At 73.3% G+C, this 17,426-nt stretch carries 13 protein-coding genes and 1 pseudogene; 6 read left to right on the top strand and 8 right to left on the bottom strand.

The window, feature by feature from the left end:
* Positions 1-68 precede the first annotated feature (68 nt).
* From GCE65_RS13465 to GCE65_RS13475, 3 genes and pseudogenes are all read left to right on the top strand, one after another.
* Entirely contained in the window at positions 69-1,316 is a 1,248-nt protein-coding gene (locus GCE65_RS13465; protein WP_153878751.1) for an IS256 family transposase, read from the top strand.
* Between the two features lie 49 nt (positions 1,317-1,365).
* Positions 1,366-1,545: pseudogene (locus GCE65_RS13470) on the top strand (transposase); the annotation flags it as partial.
* A gap of 237 nt (positions 1,546-1,782) precedes the next feature.
* Positions 1,783-1,998, top strand: a complete 216-nt coding sequence (locus GCE65_RS13475) for a hypothetical protein (RefSeq protein ID WP_153878752.1) — start codon at positions 1,783-1,785, stop codon at positions 1,996-1,998.
* A 159-nt stretch (positions 1,999-2,157) separates the two neighbouring features.
* On the opposite strand, the gene GCE65_RS13480 is transcribed toward GCE65_RS13475, so the two are convergent.
* The 7 genes from GCE65_RS13480 to GCE65_RS13510 all read right to left on the bottom strand — a co-directional run bounded on the left by GCE65_RS13480 (position 2,158) and on the right by GCE65_RS13510 (position 10,669).
* Positions 2,158-3,450 (bottom strand): glycoside hydrolase family 3 N-terminal domain-containing protein, encoded by a 1,293-nt coding sequence (locus GCE65_RS13480; RefSeq protein WP_194928716.1) that lies wholly within the window; start codon positions 3,448-3,450, stop codon positions 2,158-2,160.
* A gap of 67 nt (positions 3,451-3,517) precedes the next feature.
* Positions 3,518-4,606: a tRNA (adenosine(37)-N6)-threonylcarbamoyltransferase complex transferase subunit TsaD gene (gene tsaD, locus GCE65_RS13485; protein ID WP_153878754.1), complete on the bottom strand. Its 1,089-nt coding sequence runs from the start codon at positions 4,604-4,606 to the stop codon at positions 3,518-3,520.
* Positions 4,603-5,568, bottom strand: coding sequence for a sulfurtransferase (locus GCE65_RS13490; RefSeq protein ID WP_153878755.1), 966 nt, complete (start codon positions 5,566-5,568; stop codon positions 4,603-4,605). Before GCE65_RS13490 ends, tsaD begins: the two co-directional genes overlap by 4 nt.
* On the bottom strand, positions 5,561-6,052 hold the full coding sequence (gene rimI / locus GCE65_RS13495; protein WP_228759961.1) for a ribosomal protein S18-alanine N-acetyltransferase: 492 nt from the start codon (positions 6,050-6,052) through the stop codon (positions 5,561-5,563). Before rimI ends, GCE65_RS13490 begins: the two co-directional genes overlap by 8 nt.
* 2 nt (positions 6,053-6,054) lie before the next feature.
* Positions 6,055-6,795 (bottom strand): tRNA (adenosine(37)-N6)-threonylcarbamoyltransferase complex dimerization subunit type 1 TsaB, encoded by a 741-nt coding sequence (gene tsaB, locus GCE65_RS13500; RefSeq protein ID WP_153878756.1) that lies wholly within the window; start codon positions 6,793-6,795, stop codon positions 6,055-6,057.
* Positions 6,796-6,800: 5 nt separating this feature from the next.
* A complete protein-coding gene (alr, locus tag GCE65_RS13505; protein ID WP_153878757.1) occupies positions 6,801-10,319 on the bottom strand; it encodes an alanine racemase in 3,519 nt (1,172 codons plus the stop codon).
* The gene (locus GCE65_RS13510; protein ID WP_153878758.1) at positions 10,316-10,669 is read right to left on the bottom strand and encodes a holo-ACP synthase; all 354 of its coding nucleotides are present in this window, start codon (positions 10,667-10,669) and stop codon (positions 10,316-10,318) included. Before GCE65_RS13510 ends, alr begins: the two co-directional genes overlap by 4 nt.
* Before the next feature lie 773 nt (positions 10,670-11,442).
* Between GCE65_RS13510 and GCE65_RS13515 the strand changes: the two genes are divergently transcribed.
* The 3 genes from GCE65_RS13515 (at position 11,443) to GCE65_RS13525 (ending at position 15,972) form a co-directional block, all read left to right on the top strand.
* The gene (locus tag GCE65_RS13515; protein WP_153878759.1) at positions 11,443-14,394 is read left to right on the top strand and encodes a hypothetical protein; all 2,952 of its coding nucleotides are present in this window, start codon (positions 11,443-11,445) and stop codon (positions 14,392-14,394) included.
* A 177-nt stretch (positions 14,395-14,571) separates the two neighbouring features.
* On the top strand, positions 14,572-15,519 hold the full coding sequence (gene coaA, locus GCE65_RS13520) for a type I pantothenate kinase (protein WP_194928894.1): 948 nt from the start codon (positions 14,572-14,574) through the stop codon (positions 15,517-15,519).
* A 63-nt stretch (positions 15,520-15,582) separates the two neighbouring features.
* Entirely contained in the window at positions 15,583-15,972 is a 390-nt protein-coding gene (locus GCE65_RS13525; RefSeq protein ID WP_153878761.1) for a PPOX class F420-dependent oxidoreductase, read from the top strand.
* Between the two features lie 71 nt (positions 15,973-16,043).
* Here GCE65_RS13525 and glmM read toward each other — a convergent pair whose 3' ends face one another.
* A complete protein-coding gene (gene glmM, locus GCE65_RS13530) occupies positions 16,044-17,396 on the bottom strand; it encodes a phosphoglucosamine mutase (RefSeq protein WP_153878762.1) in 1,353 nt (450 codons plus the stop codon).
* Between the last annotated feature and the right edge of the window lie 30 nt (positions 17,397-17,426).

The following is a 17,426-nucleotide window of genomic DNA, read 5'->3' on the forward strand; positions in this document are numbered from 1 at the left end:
CGTGGGTGCGGCCACCGCGTGATCCTTCGAGTCAACCTTCTACCGAATCCTCGAACGGAGTCATCACGATGACCGCACCACATATTGTCGACCCTGGCGGCCTGCTCAGTGAAGCCCTGAGCGAAGCAAGCCCGGATCTGATGCGTTCGCTGTTGCAGACGATGATCAACGCGCTGCTGTCCGCGGACGCCGACGCCGTCGTCGGCGCCGAGTACGGCCGGCCCAGCGCCTCGCGTACGGCGCAGCGTAACGGCTACCGCCACCGCGACCTGGACACCCGCGTGGGGACCGTGGACGTGGCCATCCCCAAGCTGCGCAAGGGCAACTACTTCCCCGAGTGGCTACTCGAGCGGCGCAAGCGGGCCGAGTCGGCGATGATCACCGTCGTGGCCGACTGCTACCTGGCCGGGGTGTCCACCCGCCGGATGGACAAGTTGGTCAAGACCTTGGGGATCGACTCACTGAGCAAGTCGCAGGTCTCGCGGATGACGGCCGACCTGGACCAGATCGTCGAGGACTTCCGCCACCGCCCCCTGGATGAGGCGGGACCGTTCACGTTCGTCGCGGCCGACGCGCTCACGATGAAGGTCCGCGAGGGCGGGCGCGTGGTCGCCACCTCGGTACTGCTGGCGACCGGGGTCAACGCCGACGGGCACCGCGAGGTCCTCGGCCTACGCGTGGCCACCAGTGAGACCGGGTCGGCGTGGAACGAGTTCTTCGCCGACCTCCTCGCGCGCGGCCTGACGGGCGTGCGCTTGGTCACCTCCGACGCCCACCAGGGCTTGAAGGAAGCGATCGGGGCGAACTTGACCGGTGCCGCGTGGCAACGGTGCCGTACCCACTACAGCGCGAACCTGATGGACGTGACACCCAAGAGCATGTGGCCGGCCGTCAAGGCCATGCTCCACAGCGTCTATGACCAGCCCGACGCACCCAGCGTGCAGGCCCAGTTCGACCGGCTCATCGAGTACGTCGACGAGAAGCTGCCCGACGCGGCCGAGCACCTCACCGGCGCACGGGAGGACATCTTGGCGTTCACCGCGTTCCCCAAGGACGTGTGGACACAGATCTGGTCGAACAACCCCCAGGAGCGTCTCAACCGCGAGATCCGCCGCCGGACCGACTCCGTGGGCATCTTCCCCAACCGCAACGCCATCGTGCGCCTCGTCGGCGCCGTCCTGGCCGAGCAGACCGACGAATGGGCCGAAGGCCGGCGCTACCTCGGCCTCGACGTCCTCGCCCGCTGCCGCATCACCCTCATCACCACCACCGACCCCGAGATCGGAGCCGAAACCATGCCCGCCCTGACCGCCTGAACCCCTACGAAGGATCACCCACCGCTACACCACTCCAAGGGACTTGACCGGCGACGTCCTGGCCTACTTCGACCGACCCGGCACGAGCAACGGCCCCACAGAGGCGATCAACGGCAGGCTCGAACACCTCCGCGGCTCAGCCCTGGGCTTCCGCAACCTGACCAACTATGTCGCCAGATCACTACTCGAGGCCGGCGGATTCAGACCCCAACTACACCCTGGATTGTGAAGAGCCGGTTTTGTTGACTGTAAAAGAGACCGGTAGGCCTCCACCCTGGTAGCGGCGGGCGTACTTCTTGGTGATCTCGCGGCGTGCACTCATCGAAAGCTCCCCGTTCATGGTCCCCGGCTTACACCAGCTGCTATGCTGGCCTCCTTGCGTGAGGCACGCGCTGGCGTTCCCGGACCTTTTAGGTGAGTCTCGTAGAGCCGTGCACTGCAGCAGCCCACCAGATAGAGTGTCTAGATGGTCGATGAGTCGCTCATGGAACAACTCGAACGGCTCAGTCCGTCCGAGTTGACCGAGTTGCGCGACGCGATCGACATCAGGCTCGGCGATGACGTCCCCGCCGGCCAGTGGACGATCCTCGGGCAGCGTGTCACCGAGGCCGATGCGAGTTCCGACGACTACATGACGCTCGACGAGTGGCAGTCGCGCCGCCGCGCGCGTCGCTCCGCGTGAGGTACACGGTCCGACTCCGCGCCGGCACCCGACGAGACCTCGCCGGGTCGTGATCTCGCTCCGGATCGCAACGAAGGAGAGTTGCTCGAGCCAATTTCGATACCGCCGACATGTGGACCGCTCGAGGCCCGTCGCGCCGATCCTCGGTGGCGCCGACCCTCAGTACCCCGCCAACGCCGCGGCGGCCTCCTTGGCCGACCCGACATCCGCCGGGCTCACCGGCCCGGCCTCGCTCGCCAGGTGGGTCTGCCAGTCCATCATCGCCATGACCCGCCCGGCGGCCTCGTTCAGCCGGTCCCGGTCGAGGGTGCCCGCCTCGACGGCGTCGATGAGCGCCTGCCGGGCGAGCGCCGGGTCGGTCGGGCCGAGGAGCAGATCGGCGCCCGCGCCGATGGCGGTCACCGCGATGTCGCCGGCGTCGCCGATCGCATCGAGCGCCCCCATCTCCAGGCCGTCGGTGATCGCGACGCCGGTGAAGCCCAACTCCTCGCGCAGGTAGTCGTAGGCGGCGGCCGACATCGACGCCGGCACGCCCGGATCCCACGCCTCCACGTCGATGTGGCCCATCATGACCATCGGGGCGCCCGCCTCGATCCCGGCGCGGAACGGCACGAGGTCGCGCTCCTCGAGCTCGGCGGTCGTGTCCTCCTGCACGGGCAGCGCCTTGTGGGAGTCGACCGTGAGCGCGCCGTGCCCGGGGAAGTGCTTGAGGCTCGAGAGCACTCCGCCCGCGGTGAACCCCTCGACCGCGGCGGCCACGGCCGCGGCCGCCTTGTCCGGGTCCTCGCTCGCCGACCTGTCCCCGATCGTCGGGTCCGCGGGTCCGATGGTCACGTCCGCGTCCGGCGCGAAGTCCGTGTTGAGCCCGCTGGCGCGCTGCTCGATCGCCATCGCGGCCATCGCCTCGCGCACGACCTTCGCGGGCGCGTCGCCGGCGTGGGAGAAGCTCGGGAACGTCGTCCACGGGCCGCGCGCCCCGGACAGGCGCTGCACCCGCCCGCCCTCGTCGTCGGCGGAGACGATCGTGGGCCAGTCGCGCCCCAGGTCCTCCCCGGCCGCCTGGATCGCCTCGCCCGTCGCGATCACCTGGTCGAGAGAAGCGATGTTGCCGGCGAAGAGCACGATCCCGCCGAGGTCGAGCTTGCGCACCAGGTCGGCGGGGGTGGCCGGGTCCGTGCCGGAGTAGCGGGCGATGATCACCTGCCCGGCCGCCTCCGCCAGGTCGAGGCCGGCGGCCTCGTCGATCCAGCCCTGCACGTCCGCCTCGGTCGGCCCCCACGCGAGCGGCGGTGGCGGCGGCGGTGTGGTCGGCGTGGGTGAGGACGACGTCGCGGCGCCCCCGTTCGTAGCGGACTCACCCGGCCCCGGGGTACCCGTGCTACCCGGGGTGCCCGTGGGCGAGGTGCACGCCGCGAGCGCGAACGCCGTGAGCACCGCGGTCAACGCGGCCAAGCCACCGGCCCGGCCGCGCCGACGACGGCACGCACGCTGCGCCGTCCATACGCCGAAGCGGGGCACGTCAGGCCGCGTCGCCCGTCGAGGCGGGCGGCTCGTAGGGCGCGTGGTCGACGATGGTCGTGAGCGGCAGCTGCGAGTTCACCGTGATCCCGAGCGGGGAGGGCGCCACGCCGGCGGCCATGACGGCCGTGCCGAGCGCGGCGATCATCGCCCCGTTGTCGGTGCAGAACTTGATCGGGGGGATGCGCACCTCGATGCCGGCGGCGGCGAACCGCTCGGCGGCGAGGTCGCGCAGCTGGGAGTTCGCGGAGAAGCCGCCGCCGATGACCACGGAGTCGATCCCGAGTGCCTGCGCCCCGCGCAGCGTCTTGGCCACGAGCACGTCGGCGACGGCCGCGGCGAAGGAGGCGGCGACGTCCGCGGCGGGAAGCACCTCAGCGCGATCCTCATGCGCCTCGATCACGCGCGCGACCGCCGTCTTCAATCCGGAGAACGAGAAGTCGTACGGGTACCGGTTCTTCTCCTTGCCCTTGCTCAGGCCGCGCGGGAAGTCGAACGCGGTCGGGTCGCCGTCGCGGGCGAGCCGGTCCACGTGCGGGCCGCCCGGATACGGCAGGCCGAGGAGGCGGCCCACCTTGTCGAAGGCCTCCCCGGCGGCGTCGTCGAGGGTCTGGCCGAGCTCGGTCACGTCGGTGGCGATATCGCGCACGTGCAGCAGCGAGGAGTGCCCGCCGGAGACCACGAGGCCCAGGAACTCCGCCGGGAAGTCCCCGTGCACGAGGGCGTCCACGGCGATGTGCCCGATCACGTGGTTCACCCCGTACAGCGGCAGGCCGGTGCCGACCGCGAGCGCCTTCGCGGCCGCGGCGCCCACGGTGAGGGAGCCGATGAGCCCGGGCCCGCAGGTCACGGCGATTCCGTCGAGATCGGCCAGGGTGACCCCGGCGCGGTCGAGGGCCTCGGCGAGTGTGGGCCCGAAGGCCTCGAGGTGGGCCCGGCTGGCGACCTCGGGAACGATGCCGCCGAAGCGGGCGTGGGAGTCCATCGAGGAGGCCGTGACGTCGGCGAGCAGGTCGTTGCCGCGGGCGATCGCGATCCCCGTCTCGTCGCAGGAGGTCTCGATTCCGAGTACGAGCGGTGTGTCAGTCACCCGTTCAGGGTAGTCGCTCGGGCGGCGGGCGCGTGCGTGCCGGTGGCGACCGGGCGGGCGGAATCGGCCGACCACTGCGACCACGACCCCGGGTACAGGGCGGCCTCGACGCCGAGGGAGGCGAGCACGGCGATGTCGTGGGCGGCGGTCACTCCGGAGCCGCAGTACACCCCGACCTTCGGGGCGTCGCCGGCGTCCGCCCACAGCCGCGGGCGCCACCCGACCGGCAGGTCCACGGCGGGCAGCCGCAGGGTCGAGGGCACCGGAACCCCGGCGGCGATGTAGCTGCGGGCGAGCTCGTCGACCCGGCGCAGGCCGCCGTCCGGGCGCAGGTTCTCGGTGTAGGGCACGTTGACAGCGCCGGGGATGTGCCCGGCGCGGGGGTCGAGCGGCTCGACGTCGCCGCGGTAGCGCGCGGCCGCGCGGGCGTCGATGAGCACCCCGTCGAAGGCGTCCACCTCGTCGGCCGTGAGAACGGGCAGGTGCTCGGCCGTGAACGTCACGGTGCCCCGGCGGGACTTGTGCTCCCGGGCGATCTCACGCACCTTCGGCTCGAACACCTCGAGCGCCCCGTGGCCGGACCAGGCGCGCAGGCCGCCGTCGAGGATCCGCACGTCGGTCATTCCGGCCCAGCGCAGCAGCCACCAGGCCCGGGCCGCCGCGGCGCCGCCGGAATCGTCGTAGCAGACCACGGCGTCGCCGTCGTTCACTCCCCAGAACCGCGCGGCCTCCTGCAGCCGTTCGAGCGTGGGCAGCGGGTGCCGCCCGCGGCGGGGGTCGGCGGGGTCGGCGAGCTGGTTCTCGAGGTCCACGTAGGCGGCCCCCGGCAGGTGCCCGGCGCGGTAGGCGGCGTAGCCGTCCGGTTCGCCGAGGGCCCAGCGCACGTCCAGGAGCACGGGCGGGCGGGTCCCGCGCAGTTCGCCCGCGAGCGCCTCGGCCGTCACGAACACCTGATCACGCATCGACAACCTCCGAGCCGATCGGGCCGGGCGAGGACCGCAGTGGCAGTCGCATGACGATCGCGTCGACCCCTTCGGGCCGATAGTAGCGCGGGCGCACCCCGATGGGGGTGAAACCGAAGCGGCGGTAGAGCCGCTGCGGCACCGGCGCGTTCGCCCGCACCTCGAGGATGACGTCCCGCGAGCGCGCCGCCCGGGCGGCGTCGATCAGATCGGTCAGCAGCCGGGCGCCCCAGCCGCGGCCCTGATGGCCGGTGAGCACGCCGATCGTCATGATCTGGCTCGTCTCGGCGAGCGCGATCCCGGCGTAGCCCACGAGGCCGCCGTCCGTGTCGATGCCGGCGTAGTGGCGGGCCGGGGCCGTGAGCTCCTCGGCGATCATCGCCCGGCTCCACGCGCCCGGCCCGAACAGGGCCTCGTCGATCGCGGCGAGCGCGCCGGCATCGGCCGGGGTGAGGGGGCGCAGGCGCCCGCCGTCGTCGGTCACGCTCAGCTCGCGCGCTTGCGCCCGCTCGAGGTGTGGATGTCGGGACGACGCAGGTACAGCGGCGTCGTCGGCTGCGCCGTGCCGGCCCGCTCCCGGGCGAGGGCGAGGCGCCCGAGCACGGCCGGGTCGACGGCGGCGCTCGCCCGCAGCATCGTGTCCGGCGCGGCGAGGGGCCCGAGCTCGGCGGGGTAGAGGTCCGCGCCGCGCCCGGTCACGGGCACGTCCCCGTTCTCCCGGACGCGGGCGACCAGGTCCGCGGGACGGTCGACGGCCGGGCCCTCGAGGAGGCGCACGTCGTCATCGCCGGCCGAGGCGTAGCGGGCCCAGTAGACCTCCTTGCGGCGCGCGTCGGCGGCCACGAGCACGGTGTCGACCGGGCCCTCACCTGCCGCGTCGAAGGCCTGCCGGGCGAGGGCGTCGAGCGCGCTCACACCGTAGACGGGCAGTCCGAGGGCGGCGGCGAGGGTGCGGGCGGTCACGAGCCCGACCCGCAGCCCCGTGAACGGGGCCGGCCCCGTGCCCACGACGAGGCCCGTGAGGTCGGCCCGGGTGCGCCCGGCCCGCTCGAGCCCCTCGTCGAGGACGGCCGCGATGAGCGGGGCGAGCACCTCGGTGTGGCGACGGGGATCGTCGCCGGCGCCGCGGGCGAACACGGTCGGCGGTCTGTGCGACGAGGCCCCGTCGGCTCCGTGGTCGATGAGCGCGACGGCGGCGCCGTGCGAGGTGTCCAGGCACAGAAGCATGGTCGTCAGTCTACGTCCGGCCGGGACGTCGCCAGGTCGGACCAGTCCTCGCCGGCCCAGCGGGGGCCGAACGCCTCGATCCGGGCGGTGCGCACGAGGTCGGCGGCGTCCCCCCGGGGCCGGGTGAGCGCGATCTCGAGGCGGCTCTCGGCCAGGTCCTCCACGAGGCCCTCGCCCCATTCGACCACGGTGACCGAATCCTCGAGGGAGGCGTCGAGGTCGAGCTGGTCGACCTCCGCGAGCGACGTGAGCCGGTAGGCGTCCACGTGCACGAGGCCGACCCGCGGGCCGGGGTGCTCCCGGGCGATGATGAAGGTCGGGGAGGCGACCTGGCCCTCGACCTCGAGGGCGGCGCCGAGGCCCTGGGTCAGGGTGGTCTTGCCCGCACCTAGTCCGCCGGTGAGCACCACGAGGTCGCCCGCGCGCAGGTGGGGTGCAAGCCGGATGCCCAGCGCGGTCGTGGCCGCGGCGTCGGGGAGGGGGATGGTGAGCATGGGCGGGGTGGTCCCTTCGTCGTCGCCGGTGTAGATCCGTGGGATGCGCGCGCCGAGCCTGGTCACGATCTCGTAGTCGATCGTACCGATCGCGTCGGCCCACTCGCGCGGGGTCGGCTCCCCGCGGAGCGCGTCGCCGAGGAGCACGGCCTCGGTGCCGGCCGCCGCATCCACGTGTCCCGAGCCGCCCAGGTCGACCATGAACTGGTCCATGCACACGCGCCCGGCGATGGTGCGCCGCTCCCCCGCGACGAGCACGGGCGCGACGTTCGAACCGTGCCGCGGGATGCCGTCCCCGTAGCCGAGCGGCACGACCCCGATCCGGGTGTCGGCGGCCGTGACGTACGTGCCCCCGTAGGAGACGCCGTGCCCGGCCGGCAGGTGCTTGACCATGGCCAGCGGCGCGGTGAGCCGGAGCGCGGGCCGCAGCCCGAGGTCGGCCGGGGTCTCGTGCGTCAGCGGCGAGATCCCGTAGGTGATGAGGCCGGCGCGCACGAGGTCGTAGGGCTCACGCGTGGTGACGACGCCCGCCGAGTTCGCGATATGCCTCACCTCGAGCTGGGCTCCGGCCGCCGCGAGCGCGGCGCATGCGGACGCGAACCGTTCGTACTGCCGGTCTGTGAAGCGCACGGCGTCCGCGTCGCCGGTCTCGTCGGCGCGCGCGAGGTGGGTCCACACTCCGACGATGCGCACCTCGCCCGCGTCCTCGGCGGCGCGGGCGGCCTCGATGAGGCTGCCGAACTCCTCGAGCACGAGGCCGGTGCGCCCCATGCCGGTGTCCACCTCGAGGTGGATCCGGGCCGGACGGTCGGAGCCGCCGGCGGCCGTGCGCGCCCGGACGTGGCCGGCGACCTCCGCGAGCGCGCGCACGTCCGGCACGGACAGGTCGATGTCGGCGGCGAGGCAGTCGGCGAGCAGGTCGCTTCCGGGGGTCCAGAGCCAGGCGAGGATCCGCCCCTCCAGCCCGGCTTCCCGCAGCCGCAGGGCCTCGGCGAGCTGGGCGACGCCGAGCCACGTGGCACCGGCCTGCCGGGCCGCGCGCGCCACCGGCACGAGGCCGTGCCCGTAGGCGTCGGCCTTGACCACGGCCATGACCTCGGCGGGGGCGGCGAGTGAACGGATGCGGCGGATATTGCTCCGGATCGCGCCCAGGTCGACGTGGGCGGCTGCGGTGTACCCGGGGTAGCTCACGCCCCTAGTCTGCCAGGACCCCGCCCGCCGATTCCCCGCGCGCGAGGCGCAACACGGCACCGATGGCACAGGGCACGGCGCCGACGATGTCGGCGGCGGCGATCGGGCCGCCGTCGTGGCGCGCGCCGGCCAGCACGCCGGCGCGGCCGTGGATCGCCGCCCATCGCGGACGCCCGGGCCGTGGCCGCCTCGGCGCTGGGGCGGCAACTGGGCGAGCGCGGTGCCGAGGACCCCGGCGAGAGCACGTCGCCGCTGCCGGCGGTTGCGAGCCAGGGGTGTGGTCCGCTGGGAGTAGAGGGGGATCGTGCTCGCTGCGCCGCCCGCGCCGGGGGCCGGGGCGGCCACGAGCGTCACGGCCCCCTTGAGCAGCACCGTGGCGCCGGTCGCCTCGGCGGCCCTGGCCGCCCAGTGAGCCGGGTCGGCCTCGATCTGCTCGCGGCCCGCCTCGACGCCGAAGCGGGTGAGCAGGCGGGCGAGCTCGCCCGCGTGCGGGGTGAGCAGGACCCGGTCGTGCAGGATGCGCCCGCCGATCCGGGTGCGCCGGGCCGTCTCACCCTCCGCGCTCGCCTCCCCCGGGGTGAGCAGGTCGAGCCCGCCGGCGTCGAGCACGAGGGCCGCGCCGGCGGCGATCGCCTCGGTCGCGGCACCAAGGGCGGCGGCCATGTCGGGGTCGGCGGGGCTCCCAGGGTCGCCGAGGTCGCCCGACTCATCGCCCAGGCCGGGCAGGCCGGGGCCGATGACCCAGGACTGCACGCGCCCGGGCGCGGTGACGGCCTCCGGCCGGGCGGCGAGCACCGACGCGGTGGCCGACCCGAGGTAGCGGACCATGCCCGCCCCGGCGCGGATCGCGGCGCCGGTGCACAGCACGGCGGCGCCCGGGTACGTGGCCGAGCCCGCGATGACGCCGACGACGCCCCGGGTGTACTTGTGGTCGCCCGGGCCGGGGGCGGGCCACTCCGCGCCGAGCCGGGCACCGTCGAGGCGGCGCACGGCCACGGGCAGGGCCGCGAGCTCCTCGGTCAGGCCCAGGTCCACCACCTCGACGCGGCCCGCGGCGTGGCAGGCGGGAGCCAACAGCAGCGCGGGCTTCGCACACCCGAACGTGACGGTGACGTCGGCCGGCAGCACCGGGCCGGTGAGCGCGCCGGAGTCGGCCGCCATGCCGGAGGGCAGGTCGGCGGCCACCACGATCGGCCGGTGCCGACGGCGCAGGGCGAGCAGGTGCGCGAGAAGGTCGCCGAGCCGGCCCCGCAGCGGGGGACGCAGGCCGAGCCCGGTGAGCGCGTCGATCCACACCGCGGCACCGGCCGCGGCCTCATCGAGGGCGGACCAGCGGGGGGACCCCGCCCCGTCCGGATCGGACGGGTCGGCCTGATCGGCCGGATCGGCCGGATCGGCCGGATCGGCCGGATCGGCCGGGTCGGCCTGATCGAGTGTGCCGGGGAGCGTCTCGCCCGCGTACCAGAGGGGGACGATCACCGCCCCCTCGCGGCGGGCCGCAGCGAGCCCCTGCCCGGGCCCGGGTTCGGCGGCGGACATCGGCCGGTGAGCTGCGTCGTCCGTCGGCTCGATCGGCTGGGCGAGCGCGACGGTCACGGCGATGCCCGCGCGCGCGAGCTCGGCGGCCGCGAACAGGCCGTCGCCGCCGTTGTTGCCGCGGCCGGCGATGACGAGCACGCCCGTCCCGGGCGGGAGTTCGGCGCGGACCGTCTCCGCGAGCGCGGCGGCCGCTCGGCGCATGAGCGGCACGCCGGCGGCCAGCAACGGGGCCTCGGCGGCTCGGACGTGCTCGGCCGCATAGGCGGCCACGGGCCCACTCGACCCGGGCACGGCGCTCATCCCCCCTCCGCGACGGCGAAGGCCGAGGCGATGCCCGCGTCGTGCGAGATCGACAGGTGCCAGCCGGTGACGCCGAGGCGGTCGGCGACCGCGAGCACGGTGCCGACGATCTCGATCCGCGGCGGGCCACCCGGCGTGCGGTGCACGGTGCAGTCCTGCCAGTTCATTCCCCCGGGCGAGCCGAGGGCCTTGGCGATCGCCTCCTTGGCGGCGAAGCGGGCCGCGAGCGAGGCGGGCGCGAGGTGGCGTTCGGGCGGAGTGAACAGGCGCTCGCGGAGGTCGGGCGCGCGGCCGAGCGCGCTCAGGAACCTGTTGACGTCGACGACGTCGATGCCCACACCGATGATCACGGCAGCTCCTCCCGGCAGCCCATCGGCCGCGTGCCCCACGCTACCCGGTCGGGTCCGCGGCACCCCATGAAGGTCGGAGACAGGTCGGGGCAATCCGGGGGCAGTTCGGAGGCAGTTCGGGCACAGTTCGGGGGCGGTTGGGGCGCGCCGCGAGCCGGTGCGGTGGGAGACTCCGCGGTCCGCGACCTCCAGCGCGGCGAGCCGGCCGACACGACATCGAGCTCCCGGCATACCCGGACCCGCTCCCGCCTGACAGCCCCGCGTTTCCCCGCGTTTCCCCGCATTTCCCCCGAGTTTCCACCGCGCCGTGCTTCCATCGCGCGTGCTTCCCCCGGGCCGGGCTTCCACCGGGCCTTCTCATCCGATCGTCGTACCCGCTCGTGGCCCCGTGCTCCACCCCGCGCCGATCGCGTTCTCATCACATCCGGGTTCGACCGTCACCACTCCCCCGATCTCCCCGTGTGCCTCCGGGTGTCTCGACCCGCCCGCTCCTGTGAATCCGCGTGGATCCGTTTGGACCCGCATAGGTCCGCATGGGCCCGCATCGGCCTGCATCGGCCTGCATGGGCTCGCATGCAGTCTGCGCGATTCCGCGCGACGTTGGCGTCATCGCACGTATCCCGCGCACCTCCGCGCAACGCCACGCGGATTCCCATGATTCTCGGGATGGTCGGCGCGCCGGCACTCCCGCTCCTGAGGATCCGGCTGCCCCGCGGTCCCCCTGTCCCCGGTGTCTCGGGGGAATGTCGGTGGGTGCTGGGAGGATGTTTGGTATGGAACTTCAGCGGTTCGAGCGGGAGGTGGTCGATGATTCGGCCATGCTCGCCCGGCTGCGTCGGGGCCGGGAGGTCATGGACGAGGTGATGATCGAGCGGCTCGCGTTGGCGGCGATGTGGGTCGAGCATCATCCGTATGTGATCGCGGCCGAGGACGAGGGTGAGGACACCCTGGCCCATCTGCCACCGCTGGTCGTGGAGGCCACCCTGGCCCAGAAGGCCGAATGGGACCAGATCGATCACGACGCCCGCCAACGCGAGATCACCGCCATCCACACCGCCGCCGCCAACAACAACAGCACGAGCACCCGCAGCAGCGGCGGCAGCACCCGCAGCAGCGGCGGGAGCAGCAGAAACAGCGGCGATGGTCCCGACGACGGCGCGCGGGCGAGCCTGCTGGATCGTGCTACGGATCCGGCGTCTCGCCCGTTGACGGCCGCGGATCTGGTTCCGGGTGTGGGATCGGGGCAGCGGGGGTTGTGGACGGTGGAGGAGTACTCGATCTCCACGTTCGCGGCCGGGGCCGGGATGGGCCTGGACGCCGCCCAGCGTCTCCTGCTCGAGGCCGAACAGTTACGTACCCGGCTCCCGCTGCTGTTCGCCCGGGCCCTGGCCGGGCGGGTGCGGGTCTGGCGGGCCCGTCAGATCGCGGCGGCGACCCTGTTCCTGTCGGTCGAGGCCTGCGGGTTCGTCGACTCTCAGCTCTCGCTCGTGCCGTTGAACTTCGGGCGTTCCCAGCTCGATGGGCTGATCAAGGAGGCCCTCATCCGGCACATGCCCACCGAGTACGAGGCCGCCGAACAAGCCGCCGATCAGGGCCCGGCTCGGGATGTCACCTTCACCCACGCCGAGACCGCCACCGGGGACTCGCGCATGCACGCGGTCCTGCCCGCGGCCGATGGCCGGATCCTGCAGGACGTGATCGATCACCTCGCCGGCATGATCCAGGCCCAGGGCTGGGACCTGCCCGCCGGAGACCTACGCGCCTACGCCCTGGGCGACCTCGCCCGCGCCCGCTACGGCCACACCCCCCTGCCCGGCTGCACTCCCACCGGCCCCGACCAACCAGCCCAACCACACCAACCAGTCCCGCCCGACCGGCAGGCGACGCCCGCCCACCCGGGCGAGTCCGGCCGACCGGGCGAGCCGGGCATGTTCGGTCGTATCTGCCCACCGTCCGATGGCACCGCCGAGCAGGCCGAGCAGGCCGGGGCCGACGAGCAGTCCGGAACCTCCGAACAATCGAGCACCCCGGGTCATCAGGGCGCGGCCGGTCATCAGGGCTCGGCGAGCGCGGCGGGTCATCAGGGCGCGCCGGACACCGGTGGTGCGGGCGTGCCGCGGGGCCGGATCCTGATGTACCTGCACCTCCAGGCCGCCGACCTCTGGCCCGGCGGACTCCCGACCACCAGCCCGCCACGACCACCCGGCGGCCCCGACCACCCCGACACCGAAAACGACCACGACGGCCACGACGGCCGTGATCCCGGCGATCCGGGTGACCGTGGCGATCCCGGCGATCCTGACGATTCCAGTGATCGTGGTGATCGTGGTGTGTCTGGTGCCGGCGCGCGGGCTGCGGGTGGCGGGTTCGATCGTGAACGGCTGCGCCGGGTCCCGGTCCGGGTCGAGGCCCGCGGCCTACCCCGCGGCGCGGTCATCACCGCCGCCGAACTCGGCTCCCTCTTCCACCGCCCCACCACCCTGCCGCCCGCACACGCGCCCGCGGCACCGGGCACACCCGCGCCCGGCCCTCAGTGGACGGGTGTGCCCGAGGGGCCGTGCCTCAACGGGACAGCTGCGCCCGCATCCCCGGGACGGCCCGGCACCGTACTGCCCGGCACCGGTCTGCCCGGCACCGTGCTGCCTGGGACCGTGCTGTCCGGCGAGGGTGGGTCCGGGTCGTGTTTCGTGCCCGAGATCATCGTGCGCCCGATCCTCGACCTGGACGAGCCCCTCGCGACCGATTCCTACACCCCGACCGAACGGATGCGCACCCAGGCCATCCTGACCACCGACCGATGCGCCTTCCCCTGGTGCACCCGCACCGCCCGCGCCTGCGACCTCGACCACATCGACGCCTGGCACACCACCACCCGCACCCGGCACGACAGACACGCCGCACAGGACGGGCGCGACGGACACGGCGGGAACGACGCCGGCGGGAGCGACGCCGGCAGCAGGAGCGGCGAGGGCGGCGGCCTGGTCGTGACCGGGGGCGCGACCTGCCCGTGCAACCTCGCCCCGCTGTGCAGGGCGCATCACCGCCTCAAGACCCACGCCCACACCGATTCCGCCTCGCGCGGGCGCCACGCGGCCTGGTCCTACGCCAAACTCGACACCGGCACCTACCTGTGGACCGGCCCCCACGGCATCCGCCTCCTACGCACCCCCTGGGGCACCCTCGACACCCAGGCCACCACCGGCCCCATCGGCCCCATCGAGACCGCCGAGAGCATCGAGACCGCTCAGCACACCGAACCCGCCGGGAGCTGTGGCACGGGCGAGCACCGCGACACGCACGAAAACACCGAGAACGCCGCCACGAGCGGCGGCACCAGCAGCGGCACGGGAGCGATCCAGCCGGCCACCAGCACGACGACCGGCACCCCCGAGAACACCGCCCTCGGCACCACCGTCCGCGGCACCAGCGCGTCCGGCCCGATCGTGACAGCCCGTGCATCCGGCGCAGCTCATGCCGCGGACACAACTCGTGCCCCGGGCGTGGAGGCCCCGCCCGAGGCGACCCTACCCGCCGCGCCCGCGCCGCTGTCCCCGCAGCGCGAACGCGCCAACCGGGCCCACTGGTCCCAGGCCACCCCCGACACCCTCGCCATCGTCCACAGCCGAGACACCCGCCTGAGCGACCGCGCCGACACCACCCGAGCAGCCCACCGCGCCGCCGAAGAAGACGACGCCCGCCGCTACCCCGACGAACCACCCTTCTGAGGCAGCGGCCCCCATCGGCTCGCGGCCGACGAGTTCGGCTACCGGTGTGCCGGCGGCGGGTTGACGAGTGAGCAGCCACGCACGGATCGGCGGACTCACAGCAGGGCGGACGGATGAGCAGCGTGACGGACGGGTGCCCGTCACGCCGTCGGGCTCATCTAGAGTTGGAGTGTGTCCATCCCCGACGTGGAGCTCAACTCCCCGTTCGCCGAGTTCGACCGCGCCACGTGGCGCGCGCTCGCGTCCTCGACCCCGCTTCCGCTGACGCAGGCGGACGTCGAGAACCTGGCCGGGCTGGGCGATCCGATCGACCTGCACGAAGTGGACACCGTCTACCGGCCGCTGTCGCGCCTGCTCAACCTGTACGTGGCCGCCTCACAGCAACTGCGGCAGGCCACCTCGACGTTCCTCGGCGATTGGACCCGGCACACCCCGTTCGTCATCGGGGTCGCCGGCTCCGTGGCCGTCGGCAAGTCGACCACCTCCCGGCTGCTGCGGGAACTGCTTCGCCGCTGGCCCGAGACGCCGCGGGTGCAGCTCATCACCACCGACGGCTTCCTCTACCCGAACGCCGAGCTGGAGCGGCGCGGGCTGATGGAGCGCAAGGGCTTCCCGGAATCCTTCGACCGGCGCCGCCTCATCGAGTTCCTCGAGGACGTCAAAGGCGGCTCGGAGGCGGTCGCGGCTCCGGTGTACTCACACCTGGCCTACGACATCATCCCGGACGCGCAGATCGTGGTGCGCAAGCCGGAGGTACTCATCGTCGAGGGCCTCAACGTGCTCGCGCCGGCACGCGTCCACCCGGACGGCCACGCCGGCCTGGCCGTGAGCGACTTCTTCGACTTCTCCATCTACGTCGACGCCGAAACGGCCCACATACGCCGCTGGTACGTCGAACGTTTCCTACGGCTGCGGCGCACCGCCTTCGCCGACCCGGACTCCTATTTCCACCGATACGCGAGCCTGGACGACGACGCCGCCGTCGCCCGCGCGCAGCAGATCTGGGACGACATCAACGAGCCGAACCTGGTCGAGAACGTGCTGCCCACCCGGGCCCGAGCCACGCTCGTGCTCTCCAAGGACACCGACCACCGGGTCTCCCGGCTCCGACTGCGTCAGATCTGACGCGGCCCGACGGCACCATCGCGTGCCATTGACCCGGCCGCAACGGCGGCGTCACCATGGGGAATGGAGACGATCCCCGGCGGCCTGCGTGACCTGGTGACCGCGGCCCACGTGGGCTGTCTCGGCACCGTCCGACCCGACGGAGGTGTGCAGGTCAACCCGATGTGGTTCCGCCTGAACGAGGGGGCGATCGAGTTCACGCACACGACGACACGCGCGAAGTTCCGCAACCTGCAGGAGAACCCGGCGATGAGCCTGTGCGTGACCGACCCGGCCGACCCTGACCGCTTCATCGAACTCAGGGGCCGACTCATCCGCATCGAACCCGACCCCACGGGCCGCTTCTATCAGGTGCTCGCGGCCCGGTACGGCCAACCGGACGCGCCCGCTCCCCCGGACGCCGAGAACCGGGTCATCCTCGTCATGTCGATCGAGCATGTGACCCGCAAGTAGCCATGCCCCGGCGATGCCATCGCGGCATCTGTTCGGCGCGCCGTGAACGGGCCCCGGCGCGGCCGTGAACGTCAGCTCAGCGCCAGACGCTGCTCCACGACGTCCGCGAGACCGCGCGCCTCCGCCTGCGCCTGCTCGGCCGTGGCCGCCTCGACCATGACCCGCACGAGCGGCTCCGTGCCCGAGGGCCGCAGCAGCACCCGGCCCGTGTGACCGAGGCGGGCCTCGCTCGCGGCGACCGCCGCGGCGAGGGCCTCGTCGGAGCCCGCCCGGGCCTTGTCCACCCCGCTCACGTTGAGGAGCACCTGCGGCAGCCGGGTGATCGAGCCGGCCAGCTCGCCGAAGCTGCGACCGGACCGGACCACCTGCGCGGACAGTTGCAGCGCCGTCAGCACGCCGTCGCCCGTCGTGGCGTAGTCGGTGAACACGATGTGCCCGGACTGCTCGCCGCCGAGGTTGTACCCGCCCGCGCGCATCGCCTCGAGCACGTACCGGTCCCCCACCCCGGCCTGCACGGTGTGGATGCCGTCCTCCTCCATCGCGAGCAGCAGCCCGAGGTTGCTCATGACCGTGACCACGAGCGTGTCGTGGGCGAGTGCGCCCTCGGCCTTCTGCGCCCGCGCCAGGATCCCCATGATCTGGTCGCCGTCGACAAGCCGGCCCGCGCCGTCCACGGCGAGGCACCGGTCGGCGTCGCCGTCGAAGGCCACCCCGAAGTGGGCCTCGGAGGCGACCGTCACGGCCTGCAGTTGCTCGGGGTGGGTGGAGCCGCACTGATCGTTGATGTTGCGCCCGTCCGGGGAGGCGTTGATCACCACGACGTCGGCGCCGGCGGCGCGCAGGATCGCCGGACCGACCCGGCTCGCGGCCCCGTTCGCCGCGTCGACGGCGATCCGCAGGCCGCTCAGGTCCACGTCGATCGTGCCGAGCAGGTGGTCCGAGTAGTCCTCGACCGAGGCGCCCCGGTCGAAGGAGATCCGCCCGACGTCCGCGCCGGTCGGCCGCGCCCAGTCCCGGCGCATGGCCGCCTCGATCGCATCCTCGATCGCGTCCTCGAGCTTGTTGCCGCCGCGGGCGAAGAACTTGATGCCGTTGTCGGGCATCGCGTTGTGGGAGGCGGAGACCATGACCGCCAGGTCCGCCTCGGTCGATCCCGTGAGGAACGCGACGGCCGGCGTGGGCAGCACGCCCAGATCGGTCACGTCGACACCCGCGCTGGTCATCCCGGCCACGAGCGCGGCCGAGAGGAACTCTCCCGAGACTCGCGGGTCGCGTCCGATGATGGCGTGTGGACGGCGCCCGGTGAAGTCTCCCTGCTCGGTCAGGACCCGAGCCGCGGCCGCTCCGAGCGCGAGCGCGAGCTCGGCCGTGATCTCGTGATTCGCCAGCCCGCGCACCCCGTCGGTGCCGAAGAGTCGTGTCATGCTTCCCCATCCTGTTCTCGGCCGCGTGGC

Origin of the sequence: Pseudactinotalea sp. HY158 (genome assembly GCF_009660225.1) — a bacterium.
Taxonomy (GTDB): domain Bacteria; phylum Actinomycetota; class Actinomycetes; order Actinomycetales; family Beutenbergiaceae; genus HY158.